The sequence below is a fragment of the Mycobacterium colombiense genome (assembly GCF_001665835.1).
In the GTDB taxonomy this organism is placed as follows: domain Bacteria; phylum Actinomycetota; class Actinomycetes; order Mycobacteriales; family Mycobacteriaceae; genus Mycobacterium; species Mycobacterium colombiense_A.
This window is the reverse complement of record NZ_LZSX01000032.1, coordinates 225,802-238,724: the sequence shown is the minus strand read 5'-3', so window position 1 is coordinate 238,724 and position 12,923 is coordinate 225,802. Positions and strand designations below refer to the sequence as shown.

Below are 12,923 nucleotides of genomic sequence, written 5' to 3'. Positions count from 1 at the left end.
GATTGACGGCGTAAACCTCAGCGCCGGTGGTGATTTCGGCGCCGTTACGCGTGGCGGCCGCGGCCAGGGCCGTGGTCACGGCGCCCATGCCGCCGATCGGGACGTCCCAGTCTCCGGTGCCCCCGCCGAGCACGTGATACAGGAAGCAGACATTCTGCGTCAGCGATGCGTCATCGAGGCGGGCGAACGTGCCGATCAACGCGTCGGTCGCGACCACCCCGCGCACCACGTCGTTGCGCACCGCGTCGGCGATGGCGTATCCGATCGGGTCTTCGACCACGGCCTGCCACGCGGCCGCCGCGCGGCGATCGCCGCGTTCCGTCACCCGCCGACGGGCGTCTTCGCGGGTGCGCAGCGGTTCGAGCAACGTCGGCCACAGCGGTTCGGTCACCAGCCGGCAGCGTTGGTAGAAGTCGGCGAACCCCCGCGCATCCCCGGCCGCCCCGATGGCGGCGAAGGTGTCACCGGACGATCCGATCAGCAACCCGCCGCGGCCGCCGGTCGCGGGGTCGGGTGTGTACGACGAAAACGGCCGCCGGGCCAGCCGCACGTCGGCGCCCAGATCCTCGACGATGCGCGCGGGCAGCAGGCTGACCAGATAGGAGTAGCGCGATACCCGAACGCCGACACCGTCGAAGGCCTGCGCCGAAACGGCGGCGCCGCCGGTGCGGTCCAGCCGTTCCAACAGGCGCACCCGCAGCCCCGCGCGGGCCAGATAGGCGGCCGCGACGAGGCCGTTGTGGCCGCCTCCGATGACTAAGGCGTCGACATCGGTCGCGTGGTCGCTCAGCTCAGGTAGCCCTCGACCTCGTCGGGCGGCCGCACCTCCGCCTCTCGTGGGTCGGCGCCGGTCTCGCGCAGTGCCCGGCGCTGCCGCAGCAGGTCCCAGCACTGGTCGAGCTCGACCTCCACCCGCCGGAGGCGGTCATGTTCCTCCGACGTGTCGATGTCCCCGCGCTGCAGTTGGGCCCGCAGGGTTTTCTCCTCGGCGACCAGGTCACGGATGACTGCCAGGGTGTCTTTGTCGGTCGGTTTACTGCCGTTCGCCATCGCTCCAGTGTGCCCGACTCGGGAGGGGGTGAATCGGTAGGCTGCATATCGCCTGGCAAACGGGGGCGACATGAGGGAGGGCCGTCGTGAGCATCAAACGGCGCGGCCTGGTCTGGCTGATCGCCCTGCTGGTCATTCCGCTTCTGATAGCCGCAATCGGCTACGAAGTGTCGGCGCGATCCCCGTCCGGTCGCGTGTCCTCGGCGACGTCGACCAGCGCTGGTGCGCCGAAGTTTTCGTTGGCGGCGTTCTCCATGGTCCGCAACGGCAACAGCGTCACCCTGACCGGAGACTTCCCCGACGAGTCCGCCAAAGCGGCGTTGCTGAAGGTGCTGACCGGGGCACTGCCTACCGGCCTCGACATCGTCGACCAGATCCGCATCGATCCCGCCGTCGACGCACTCGATTTCGCCAAGGCCAAGCCGGTCTTCTCCGACAGCGCGTCGATCGCCGACTTCGCCCTCACGGTCGGTGGCGACACGATCACGCTGGCGGGCACCGCGGCATCGCCAGAGCAGAAGACTAGGATCGAGACCGACGCGAAGCGCATCTGGTCCACCCTGAATGTCGTTGACAATCTTGTTGTTAACGCACCGGCGGCGTCCCCGCCGCCCACCGCCGCGTCGTGCACCAACCTGCAATCGTCGATCAACACCCTGACCGACGGCGCTCTTACCTTCGAGTCGAATGTCGACAGTCTGACCGCGTCCGACGAGCAGGTCCTGACCCGTGTCGCCGACAAACTCAAGGCGTGCCCGAACGCGCATGCGGCGATCAACGGCTACGCCGACAACACCGGCAATACGAGCCTGAACGTTCCCTTGAGCGAAGAACGCGCGCAAGCCGTCGCCGGGTTCTTGGAAGCCCAGGGCGTGCCCGGTGACCGCTTGAGCACCAACGGTTTCGGCTCGGCCAATCCGGTCGCCCCCAATGGCACGGACGACGGGCGGGCCCAGAACCGCCGGGTCGAAATCGTACTCAGCTAAGGAGATTCGGCGTGGACTTCGTCATCCAGTGGTTGTGGTACCTGCTCGCGTTCGCGGCGGGCTCGGCCGTTGCCTGGGTGATCGCCACGCTGCTCAACCGCCCGGGGAAGGGGGCCCGGCGATGAGTCACGTGCACTGGTGGCTTTTCGGCCTGTCCTTCGCTCTCGGGTTGGTGCTGACGCTCACGCTGATGATGACTCCCGTCAAAAGCCAAGCGCCGGTGTCGAAGTCACCGAGCAAGCGGGCGGCGCCCGAACCCGCCACCACCACGATCCCGGTCACCGAGAAGCGCACCGCGAAAATTCCGGTCACCGAACGGCGCACCACGAAGATCCCGATCGCCAAGGAGTCGCCGACCACCAAGATTCCGCCGTCGCCGCGGGCGCCGTACGGCCCGGGCTCCGCCGACGCCCATCCCGACGGCCGGGGGCCGGCGGGATACCTGATCAAAGCCCGTGCGGACGGCAAGGTGTACTTCACGCCCGACGATCCGAGCTACGACGCGACCGCGGCCGAGGTCTGGTTCAGCGACGAGAAGTCCGCGCAGCAAGCGGGTTTCACGCCCTGGCGGGACAGCCCGGACAACCCGCGGCGGCGATAGAGCGCTAGCTCGGGCCCGGGAGCCGCAGCACCAGCCGCGCGCCACCCAGCGGGCTGTTCTCCAGCGCCGCCGTCCCACCGTGCAGCTGGGCCTGCTGGGCAACCAGCGCCAAGCCCAGCCCCGACCCGGAATGGGAGGCCGTCGATCCGCGGGAAAACCGGTCGAACACCACCCGGCGCTCATCCTCGGGCACGCCGCCGCCGTTGTCGTCGATGGCGATCTCCACACCGGCGCGCGAGCTGACCGCCGACAGCTGCACCTGGGTGGCGCCGCCATGTTTGACGGCGTTGGCGATCGCGTTGTCGACGGTGAGGCGCAACCCGGCCGGCAACCCGACGATGATGCAGGTGGGTGAGGGCACCAGCGAAACGTCGACCCCGGGGTAGATCCGGGTGGCGTCGTGGGCGGCGCGGTCGAGCAGCTCGGTGATGTCGACGGGCACGTGATCGTCGGACGTCGACAGTTCGCCCTGGGCCAGCCGCTCGAGGGCGGTCAGGGTGGCCTCGATCCGCGACTGGGTGCGGATGACGTCGCCCAGCACCTCTTTGCGCTGTTCGTCGGGCATGTCCAGGGTGGACAGCACTTCGAGGTTGGTGCGCATCGCGGTCAGGGGGGTGCGCAGTTCGTGCGAGGACACGGCGGCGAAGTCGCGGGCCGACGCGAGCGCGTCCTTGGTTCGGTCCTGCTCGGTCCAGATGCGCTGCAGCATGCCGCGCATGGCTTCGGCGATCTCGACGGCCTCGCTGGCGCCGCGCACCGCCACCTGCGGCCGCTCGTCGGCGTCGACCGAGCGGGCTTGCTGGGCCAGACGTTTGAACGGTCGCACCGCGAAACTCGCGAGCAGCCAAGCGAATACCGCTGCCGCGCCGATCGCCAGCGCGCAGATCAGGATCACCCGGCGATGCAGGTTGTTGGTTTGGGCGATCGTGTCGTAATACGTCGCGCCCACCGCCACCGTCGCCGGCTGCGGCGTGGCGATCTCTAAGGTTCGGACGCGATAGCGCACCCCGTTGATGTAGGTGTCGGCATAGCCCACGTCCAGCGGCGGCAGCGTGACATCCGAGTTGGACTTGACGTGGCCGTCGCGCCGGACGGTGATCACGGTGTCCTGATCGTTGGGGGCACGCGGGATGTCGTCGAGGCCACGCGGCAGGAAGGGGATGGCGAAACCGGCCGCCTCGTCCAGACGGCGATCCAGGCGATCCTTCCAGGCGCTGGTGATGCCGAACCACACGACCGCTCCCGCGATGACCACCACGATGGCGGTGCCGATGGCAGTGGCGACCGCGACCCGGGCCCGTAGCGATGGCGTACGGGTCAGAATCCGGGACAGGAACTTCATGGGCCGGTCGACCTGGCTACTGCATGCGCAGTACGAATCCCACTCCGCGGACCGTGTGCAGCAGCCGGGGGCCACCGTTCGCCTCCAGCTTGCGGCGCAGGTATCCGATGAACACGTCGACGACATTGGTATCGGCGGCGAAGTCGTAACCCCACACCAGCTCGAGCAGCTGCGCGCGGGACAACACCGCCGTCTTGTGCTCGGCCAGCACCGCCAGCAGGTCGAATTCCCGCTTGGTCAGGTCGACGTCGACGCCGTTGACCCGGGCACGCCGGCCCGGGATGTCCACTTCCAGCGGCCCGACCGTGATGGTTTCCGAGGAGGACGTGGCGGTGGCGCCGCGGCGGCGCAGCAGCGCCTTGACCCGCGCGACCAGCTCGGCCAGCACGAAGGGTTTGACCAGGTAGTCATCGGCTCCGGCCTCCAGGCCCGCGACGCGATCGTCGACCGAGCTGCGGGCGGACAGCACGCAGACCGGGACGTCGTTGTCCATGGCCCGCAGCGCCGTGACGACGCTGACGCCGTCCAGCACGGGCATGTTGATGTCGAGCACGATCGCGTCCGGGCGCGTCTCGGTGGCGCTGCGCAACGCCTCGGCGCCGTCGACCGCCGTCGACACCTCGAATCCGGACAGCCGCAGACCGCGTTCGAGCGACGCAAGCACATCTGAATCGTCGTCGACGACCAAGACGCGCGGTGAGCTAGCTCCAGTGTCCATGCCGCCCATTTTGCCTGATTGCCGGCTATGGCTGTGGGAGGTTGGCCGCTGTCTTATCCGGCGGTGTCGCGACGGTGCTCGGGCAATCCGATGTTGCGGTAACGCCGCAACCGGGCGGCCAGCCGCTCGGCGGCGGAGAGCTCGCGCAGCGCCTGCACCTCGGCGGCGATGGCGCGGGACAATCGCTGCGCGAACTCGACCGGCTCGTCGGCGGCATCGGGATGCTCCGGCACGATCGCGTCGACGATCCCGGACTTCAGCAGATCAACCGATCGAATGCCTTGCGCCGCGGCGAGTTCGGCGGCGTGCTGCGTGTCGCGGAAGACGATCGCGCTGGCGCCCTCCGGCGGCAGCGGAGCCAGCCAGCCGTGCAGCGCGGCGAGCACCCGATCGGCGGGCACCATCGCCAGCGCCGGCCCGCCGCTGCCCTGGCCCAGCAGCACCGACACCGTCGGGGTATCCAGCGTCACCAGCTCGGCCAGGCACTGCGCGATCTGCCCGGCCAGCCCGCCCTGTTCGGCCTCGGCCGACAGGGCCGGCCCCGCGGTGTCGATCACCAGCACCAGCGGCAGACGCAGCTCGGCGGCCAACGCCATGCCGCGCCGGGCCTCGCGCAGCGAGGCGGGCCCCACCAAGCCGCCCGTCAGCCGCTGCTGGCCTAGCACCACCACGGGCTGGCCGGCGAATCGGGCCAGCGCCAACAGCGTGGTGGCGGCCTCTCCCTGGCCGGTCCCGGACAGCAGCACCCGATCGGTGGCGCCGTGCCGCAGCAACAGCCCCACCCCGGGCCGGTCGGGCCGTCGCGACGCCACCACCGAGTCCCACGCGGCGACGTCGGGCGTCGGTTCGGGTGGCGCCGGTGCGGGCAGCGGCTCGGGAGCGTCGGCGATGACGGTCATGGCCCGGTCGAGCGTCCGGCGCAGCTCATCGAGGCGGACGACGCCGTCGATCACACCGTGTCGCTGCAGGTTCTCCGCGGTCTGCACGCCCTCGGGGAAGGGTTCGCCGTAGAGCAACTGGTACACGCGCGGCCCGAGAAAGCCGATCAGCGCGCCCGGCTCGGCGACCGTCACATGACCGAGCGAACCCCAGGACGCGAACACCCCGCCGGTGGTCGGATTGCGCAGATACACCAGGTAGGGCAGGTGCGCCTGTTTGTGCAGCCGGACGGCCGCGGCGATCTTCACCATCTGCAGAAACGCGACCGTGCCCTCTTGCATGCGGGTGCCGCCGGAGCTGGGCGACGCCAGCAGCGGCAGGCCCTCGGCCGTCGCCCGCTGCACGGCGACGGTGATCCTCTCGGCCGCGGCCACCCCGATCGACCCACCCAGGAAGCCGAACTCGCAGACCACCACGGCGACCCGGCGCCCGAAGACGCGCCCCTCGCCGGTAAGCACCGATTCGTCCAGGCCCGTCGCTTCCCGGGCGCCGGCCAGCTCTTCGGCGTAGGACGCGCTGACCGGCACCGCGAGCGGTTCGCTGTCCCAGCGGATGAAGGAATTTTCGTCCAGCACCGCATCGCGGAGTTGACCAGCCGTAATACGACTCACGTGACGAGGCTATATAGGGTGGCTGCCATGATCGGTGTTACCCAGGCCGAAGCCGTTATGACCATCGAGCTGCGGCGCCCCGAGCGCCGTAACGCCTTGAACTCCCAGCTGGTCGAGGAGCTGCGCGAGGCCGTGCTGAAGGCGGGAGACGGCTCCACCCGCGCGATCGTGCTGACGGGTCAGGGCACGGTGTTCTGCGCCGGCGCGGACCTCAGCGGTGACGCCTTCGCCGCCGACTACCCCGACCGGCTCATCGAGCTGCACAAGGTGCTCGATGCCACGCTGATCCCGGTGATCGGGGCCATCAACGGGCCGGCCATCGGCGCCGGCCTGCAGCTGGCCATGCAATGTGATCTGCGGGTCGCCGCGCCCGACGCGTTCTTCCAGTTCCCGACCTCGAAATACGGTCTGGCCCTGGATAACTGGAGTATCCGGCGACTGTCCTCGCTCGTCGGCCACGGCCGCGCACGCGCGATGCTGCTCACCGCGGAGAAGCTGACCGCCGACGTGGCGCTGCAGACCGGGATGGCCAACCGCATCGGGACACTGGCCGACGCGCAGGCCTGGGCCGCCGAGATCGCCGGCCTGGCGCCGCTGGCGATCCAGCACGCCAAGCGGGTGCTCAACGACGACGGCGCCATCGAAGAGGCCGGGCCGGTGCACAAGGAGCTCTTCGACAAGGCCTGGAGCAGCCAGGACGTCGTCGAAGCGCAGGTCGCCCGGATCGAGAAACGACCGCCGAAGTTCCAGGGGGCCTGACAAATATGCGGGGGACGCTACGACTGGTCGCCGGTACGGCGTCGCTGGCGGCCGGTGGCTGGCTGGTGCGGGCGCTGCACGGCGCGCCCGACGCGCTCGGCGCCCACCCCGCCTCGATTGCGGCGGTGACGGCCGGGTCGCCGCACCATCGCGACGGCGTCTTCGTCAACCTCGAGCCGGCCTCCGGAACCAAGATGGACCGCGAGCAACTGCGGCTCGTCGCGTGGGAGCTGATCGGGAACCGGGGCGGCAGCCGGCCGAAGGGGCCGATCCCGCTGGCGTCGCCGGGGATTCTCGACGCCGACCCGAGCCGGCTGGCCGTCAGCTGGTTCGGCCATTCCACAGCGCTGCTGGAGATCGACGGTTACCGGGTGCTCACCGATCCAGTGTGGAGCGACCGGTGTTCGCCGTCGGACGTCGTCGGCCCGCAGCGGCTGCATCCGCCGCCGATCCAGCTCGAGGCGCTGCCCGCCGTCGATGCGGTGGTGATCAGCCACGACCATTACGACCACCTCGACGTCGACACGGTGATGGCGCTGGCCCGCACCCAGCGGGCCCCGTTTTTCGTGCCGCTCGGCATCGGGGCCCACCTGCGCAGGTGGGGCATCCCCGAGCACCGCATCGTCGAGCTCGACTGGCATCAGAGCGCCAAGGTCGACGAGCTGACGGTGGTGTGCGTGCCGGCGCGGCACTTCTCGGGACGCTTCCTGGACCGCAATACGACGCTGTGGGCGTCGTGGGCCTTCGTAGGGCCGACGCAACGCGCGTATTTCGGGGGCGACACCGGCTACACCAAGAGCTTCGCGCAGATCGGCGCCGATCACGGGCCGTTCGACGTGACCCTGCTGCCCATCGGGGCCTACAACACGGCGTGGCCCGACGTGCACATGAACCCCGAGGAGGCGGTGCGGGCGCACCTGGACGTCACCGACGGCGGGCTGCTGGTCCCGATCCATTGGGGCACTTTCCGGTTGGCCCCGCACCCGTGGGCGGAACCGGTTGAGCGCCTGCTGGCCGCCGCCGCGCCCGAGCGGGTGGACGTGGCGGTGCCGCTGCCCGGTCAACGCATCGATCCCGCGGTGCTGGAGAAATCCGACCCCTGGTGGCGGCTGTAGATTGACGCGGCGCGCATGGCACCGCGTTAGGGTTCGCGCATGACCACACGTGCGGCCGCGGCCGCATTCGCCGCGACGCTGCTCGGGTTGGCGGGCTGCGGCTCCGCACAGCCGACAGCCGGTCCGCCTTCCACAGTGTCGGGCGCCCCGCCCAACCAGGTCTCCGGCGTGTCGATACCCGCCGGCCGCGTCGATGAGGCCGTCGCCAAGGTCGACGGTCTGGTCAGCGACCTGATGAAAAGCACCGGCATCCCGGGAATGGCGGTGGCCATTGTGCACGGCGGGAAGGTGTTGTACGCCAAAGGCTTCGGCATCAAGGACGTGAACAAGGGGCACGGTCAGGACAACAGGGTTGACGCCGACACCGTCTTCCAGTTGGCGTCGGTATCCAAATCCGTCGGCGCGACGGTAATCGCACACGAGGTCAGCGACAACGTCGTCGCCTGGGACACGCCCGTCGCGTCCAAGCTCTCGTGGTTCACGCTCATCGATCCCTACGTCACCAGCCATGTGACCGTCGCCGACCTGTACTCGCACCGCTCCGGACTGCCGGACCACGCCGGTGACAAGCTGGAAGACCTGGGCTACGACCGTCGACAATCGCTGGAGCGGCTCAAGTACCTGCCGCTGGATCCGTTCCGAATCAGCTACGCCTACACCAACTATGGGATCACCGCCGGTGCCGAGGCGGTGGCGGCCGCGGCGGGCAAGCCGTGGGAGGACCTGTCCGACGAGGTGCTTTACCGCCCGCTGGGAATGACATCGACCAGTTCGCGGTTCGCCGACTTCAGCGCCCGGCCCAACCACGCGGTCAACCACATCAAGATCGACGACAAGTGGCAGGCCCGTTTCCAGCGCGACCCCGATCCCCAGTCGCCGGCGGGCGGCGTGAGTTCATCGGTGAACGACATGGCGCGCTGGCTGTTGATGTTGCTGGGCAACGGAACTTACAACGGCCGGCGGATCACGTCGCCGGAAGCCTTGCTGCCCGCCACCAGCCCGCAGATGGTGTCATCGCCCGCCAAAACACCGCAAGCGCGCACCGGTTTCTACGGATACGGCTTCAACTCCTCGGTGGATTCCTCGGGGCGCACCGAGTACAGCCATTCCGGCGCTTTCGATTTGGGTGCGGCGACCAATTTCGTGGTGCTGCCGTCTGAGGATTTGGGCATCATCGCGCTGACCAACGCCGCGCCCTACGGCATCCCGGAAACGCTGACCGCCGAATTCATGGACCTCGTCCAGTACGGTCAGATCCGCGAGGACTGGGGCTCCTTGTACAAGAAGGCGATCGGCTGGCTGAACAATCCGGTTGGCTCGCTGGTCGGCAAGCAGCCGCCGGCCAGCCCAGTCCCGGCCCGACCGCTCGGCGACTACGCCGGCAGCTACGCCAGCGATTACTGGGGACCCGCCGTGGTGACCGAACACGACGGCGCGCTGCAACTCGCGATGGGGCCGAAAAACCGGACGGCCACCCTCACGCACTGGGACGGTGACACCTTCACCTTCCCGCTGGCCGACGAAAACGCCCCACCCGGAACGATTTCCAAGGCTGTTTTCGCGGGCAACACCCTGAACCTGGAGTATTACGACTCGAACAAGCTGGGGACCTTCACACGATGACGCTCGCTCCCGCCGCCGGTCTGACCGACGCCGACGCCGCGCAGCGCGTGGCCGACGGCAAGAGCAACGCGGTACGGGAACGCGCCACGCGCAGCATCACCGCCATCGTCCGGGCCAACGTCTTCACCCGGATCAACGCGATCCTGGGGGTGCTGCTGCTGATCGTGCTCGCGACGGGCTCGGTGATCAACGGGATGTTCGGGCTGTTGATCATCGCCAACAGTGTCGTCGGCATGGTCCAGGAGATCCGGGCCAAGCGGACACTCGACAAGCTCGCCATCGTGGGGCAGGCGAAACCCTTGGTGCGCAGGCAATCCGGAACCCGGGCGGTGCCGCCCGCCGAGGTGGTGCTCGACGACATCATCGAGCTGGGCCCCGGCGATCAGGTCGTCGTCGACGGCGAGATCGTCGAGGAGGCGAACCTGGAAGTGGACGAGTCGCTGCTGACCGGTGAGGCTGACCCGATCGCCAAGGCCGTCGGCGACGCGGTGATGTCGGGCAGTTTCGTGGTCGCGGGCAGCGGCGCCTACCGCGCCACCAAGGTGGGGCCGGACGCCTACGCCAGCAAGTTCGCCGAGGAGGCCAGCAAGTTCACCCTGGTGAAATCCGAACTGCGCAACGGCATTAACCGCATCTTGCAGTTCATCACCTACCTTTTGGTGCCAGCGGGTCTGCTCACCATCTACACCCAGCTGTTCACCACGCGCGCCGACTGGCGAGAGGCCGTGCTGCGCACGGTCGGCGCACTGGTGCCGATGGTCCCCGAAGGGCTGGTGTTGCTGACGTCGGTCGCGTTCGCGGTCGGGGTGGTCCGGCTCGGTCAGCGCCGGTGCCTGGTGCAGGAGCTGCCCGCCATCGAGGGGCTCGCGCGCGTCGACGTGGTCTGCGCGGACAAGACGGGCACCCTGACCGAAAGCGGCATGCGGGTGGCGACCGTGGACGAACTCGGCGCGCCGGGGAAGCGGATCGCCGACGTGCTGGCCTCGTTGGCCGCCGCCGACCCGCGACCCAACGCGAGCATGCGGGCCATCGCCGAGACCTACCACGACGCGCCCGGCTGGACCGTCACCGCGACAGCGCCTTTCAAGTCGGCCACCAAATGGAGCGGCGTCTCATTCGACGGCCATGGCAATTGGGTGATGGGGGCGCCGGATGTGTTGCTCGAGCCGGCCTCGGCGGCCGCCGAACAGGCCGAGCGGATCGGGGCGCAGGGGTTGCGGGTGCTACTGGTCGGCGCCGGTGACGTCGCCGTCGATCACCCCGACGCGCCGGGCCGCGTCACCCCCGCCGCCCTGGTGGTCCTCGAGCAGAAGGTGCGTCCGGACGCGCGCGAGACGCTGGAATACTTTGCCGAACAGGGTGTTTCGGTCAAGGTGCTGTCCGGGGACAACGCCGTCTCGGTCGGCGCCGTCGCGGGCAAGCTCGGGCTGCGCGGGGAGACGATGGACGCGCGCCAATTACCGACCGAGCCCGCGCAATTGGCCGACGCGCTGGACACCCACACCACCTTCGGGCGGGTGCGGCCGGACCAGAAACGCGCCATGGTGCACGCCCTGCAATCACACGGGCACACCGTCGCGATGACCGGCGACGGCGTCAACGATGTGCTGGCCCTCAAGGACGCCGACATAGGTGTCGCGATGGGCGCCGGCAGCCCCGCGGCGCGCGCGGTTGCGCAGATCGTCCTGCTGGACAACAGGTTCGCCACGCTGCCCTATGTCGTCGGAGAGGGGCGCCGGGTGATCGGCAACATCGAGCGCGTCGCCAACCTGTTCCTGACCAAGACGGTGTACTCGGTGCTGCTGGCGTTGCTGGTGGGCATCGAATGCCTGCTCTCCAAACCGCTGAAAGCCGACCCGCTGCTGTACCCGTTCCAGCCCATCCACGTCACCGTCGCGGCCTGGTTCACCATCGGCATACCGTCGTTCATCCTGTCGCTGGCGCCCAACAACGAACGCGCCCATCCTGGTTTCGTGCGCCGGGTCCTCACGTCCGCGCTGCCCTCCGGGCTGATCGTCGGCACCGCGACGTTCGCCTCCTACCTGCTGGCCTATCACGGCCGCCACGCCACCTTCGTCCAACAGGATCAGGCGTCCACCGCGGCCCTGATCACGTTGCTGATGACCGCGCTGTGGGTGCTGGCCGTGGTGGCCCGCCCCTACGAGTGGTGGCGGGTGGCGCTGGTAATCGCTTCGGGCCTGGCCTATGTCGTGATTTTCAGCCTGCCGCTGGCGCGCAAGGAGTTCCTGCTCGACCCGTCCAATGTGGCGGTGACCTCGACCGCGCTGGGGGTCGGGGCGCTGGGTGCGGCCGCCATCGAGGCCACGTGGTGGATCCGCGCCAAAGTGCTGGGCGTGCAGCCGCGGTTGTGGCGCTGAGCGCGCCGAACTCCCCCGCAATGCGCCGTCGCCGGCCAAGTACGATGCCGGGAAAAGGGAGGGCGCATGGGATTCCTGGACAAGGCAAAAGACCTGTTGTCGCAGAACGCCGACAAGGTCGAAATGGCGATCGACAAGGCCGGCGAGTTCGTCGACGACAAGACGCAGGGCAAGTACACCGACACCATCCACCAGGTGCAGGAACAGGCCAAGAAGGCCACCGGCGCCGCGGACACCGGCGACCAGCAGAACTGAGCAATGGCGAAGCTTTCCGGATCCATCGATGTGCCGCTGCCACCAGAGGTGGCCTGGCAGCACGCCTCCGACCTGTCCCGGTACAAGGACTGGCTGACGATTCACCGGGTGTGGCGCAGCACCCTGCCCGACGAGATCGAAAAGGGCACGATCGTCGAGTCCATCGTCGAGGTCAAGGGCATGTACAGCCGGATCAAATGGACGGTCGTGCGCTACAAGCCGCCCGAGGGCATGACGCTCAACGGCGACGGCGTCGGCGGGGTCAAGGTCAAGCTGATGGCCAAGATCGCGCCCAAGGACGACGGCGCCACCGTCAGCTTCGACGTGCACCTGGGCGGCCCGGCCCTGTTCGGCCCCATCGGCATGATCGTCGCCGCCGCCCTGCGCGGCGACATCAACCAATCGCTGGAGAACTTCGTCACGGTGTTCACCGGCGCCGACCCGAGCACGAACGGAGACGGTGGGCCTCATCGCTGACCGCGGGCGCCGATGAGTTTTAGGCTGGGCAGCAGTCGATAGTGTGAAGCCCTTTCCCTCGGGGCCAGG

General features: G+C 68.9%; 13 protein-coding genes and 1 pseudogene. 9 read left to right on the top strand and 5 right to left on the bottom strand.

Annotated elements, in window-relative coordinates; translation table 11 throughout:
• Together A5760_RS07660 and A5760_RS07655 are read right to left on the bottom strand one after the other, a co-directional pair.
• Nucleotides 1–790 (bottom strand): phytoene desaturase family protein (locus A5760_RS07660; protein ID WP_155764248.1); only part of this gene is annotated, 790 nt, incomplete at its 3' end.
• On the bottom strand, nucleotides 787–1,050 hold the full coding sequence (locus tag A5760_RS07655; protein ID WP_064879290.1) for a DUF2630 family protein: 264 nt from the start codon (nucleotides 1,048–1,050) through the stop codon (nucleotides 787–789). The genes A5760_RS07655 and A5760_RS07660, both read right to left, overlap by 4 nt.
• A gap of 86 nt (nucleotides 1,051–1,136) precedes the next feature.
• On the opposite strand from A5760_RS07655, the gene A5760_RS07650 reads away from it, so the two are divergent.
• From A5760_RS07650 to A5760_RS07645, 3 genes and pseudogenes are all read left to right on the top strand, one after another.
• The gene (locus A5760_RS07650) at nucleotides 1,137–2,036 is read left to right on the top strand and encodes an OmpA family protein (protein ID WP_082279382.1); all 900 of its coding nucleotides are present in this window, start codon (nucleotides 1,137–1,139) and stop codon (nucleotides 2,034–2,036) included.
• Between the two features lie 11 nt (nucleotides 2,037–2,047).
• Nucleotides 2,048–2,128: pseudogene (locus A5760_RS27250) on the top strand (hypothetical protein); the annotation flags it as partial.
• A gap of 29 nt (nucleotides 2,129–2,157) precedes the next feature.
• Nucleotides 2,158–2,637, top strand: coding sequence for a hypothetical protein (locus A5760_RS07645; protein WP_064879288.1), 480 nt, complete (start codon nucleotides 2,158–2,160; stop codon nucleotides 2,635–2,637).
• Nucleotides 2,638–2,641: 4 nt separating this feature from the next.
• Here the strand turns inward: A5760_RS07645 and A5760_RS07640 are convergent, their stop codons facing one another.
• The 3 genes from A5760_RS07640 to A5760_RS07630 are packed head-to-tail and all read right to left on the bottom strand — an operon-like array spanning nucleotide 2,642 to nucleotide 6,247.
• Nucleotides 2,642–3,979 carry a sensor histidine kinase gene (locus A5760_RS07640; protein ID WP_064879286.1) on the bottom strand — a complete coding sequence of 446 codons (1,338 nt, stop codon included), beginning with the start codon at nucleotides 3,977–3,979 and terminating at the stop codon, nucleotides 2,642–2,644.
• 16 nt (nucleotides 3,980–3,995) lie between these two features.
• A complete protein-coding gene (gene prrA / locus A5760_RS07635) occupies nucleotides 3,996–4,706 on the bottom strand; it encodes a two-component system response regulator PrrA (protein ID WP_007777113.1) in 711 nt (236 codons plus the stop codon).
• A gap of 44 nt (nucleotides 4,707–4,750) precedes the next feature.
• Nucleotides 4,751–6,247: a carboxyl transferase domain-containing protein gene (locus tag A5760_RS07630; RefSeq protein ID WP_064879284.1), complete on the bottom strand. Its 1,497-nt coding sequence runs from the start codon at nucleotides 6,245–6,247 to the stop codon at nucleotides 4,751–4,753.
• A gap of 27 nt (nucleotides 6,248–6,274) precedes the next feature.
• Here A5760_RS07630 and A5760_RS07625 point away from each other — a divergent pair, with 27 nt between their 5' ends.
• From A5760_RS07625 to A5760_RS07600, 6 genes are all read left to right on the top strand, one after another.
• Nucleotides 6,275–7,006 carry an enoyl-CoA hydratase gene (locus A5760_RS07625; RefSeq protein WP_064879282.1) on the top strand — a complete coding sequence of 244 codons (732 nt, stop codon included), beginning with the start codon at nucleotides 6,275–6,277 and terminating at the stop codon, nucleotides 7,004–7,006.
• 5 nt (nucleotides 7,007–7,011) lie between these two features.
• The gene (locus tag A5760_RS07620) at nucleotides 7,012–8,121 is read left to right on the top strand and encodes an MBL fold metallo-hydrolase (protein WP_064879280.1); all 1,110 of its coding nucleotides are present in this window, start codon (nucleotides 7,012–7,014) and stop codon (nucleotides 8,119–8,121) included.
• Between the two features lie 39 nt (nucleotides 8,122–8,160).
• Entirely contained in the window at nucleotides 8,161–9,744 is a 1,584-nt protein-coding gene (locus A5760_RS07615) for a serine hydrolase (RefSeq protein WP_064879278.1), read from the top strand.
• Nucleotides 9,741–12,122, top strand: a complete 2,382-nt coding sequence (locus A5760_RS07610; protein WP_064879276.1) for a cation-translocating P-type ATPase — start codon at nucleotides 9,741–9,743, stop codon at nucleotides 12,120–12,122. Before A5760_RS07615 ends, A5760_RS07610 begins: the two co-directional genes overlap by 4 nt.
• Before the next feature lie 66 nt (nucleotides 12,123–12,188).
• Nucleotides 12,189–12,377 (top strand): antitoxin, encoded by a 189-nt coding sequence (locus A5760_RS07605; protein ID WP_007777099.1) that lies wholly within the window; start codon nucleotides 12,189–12,191, stop codon nucleotides 12,375–12,377.
• A 3-nt stretch (nucleotides 12,378–12,380) separates the two neighbouring features.
• On the top strand, nucleotides 12,381–12,854 hold the full coding sequence (locus tag A5760_RS07600) for an SRPBCC family protein (protein WP_064879273.1): 474 nt from the start codon (nucleotides 12,381–12,383) through the stop codon (nucleotides 12,852–12,854).
• The last annotated feature ends 69 nt before the right edge of the window (nucleotides 12,855–12,923 follow it).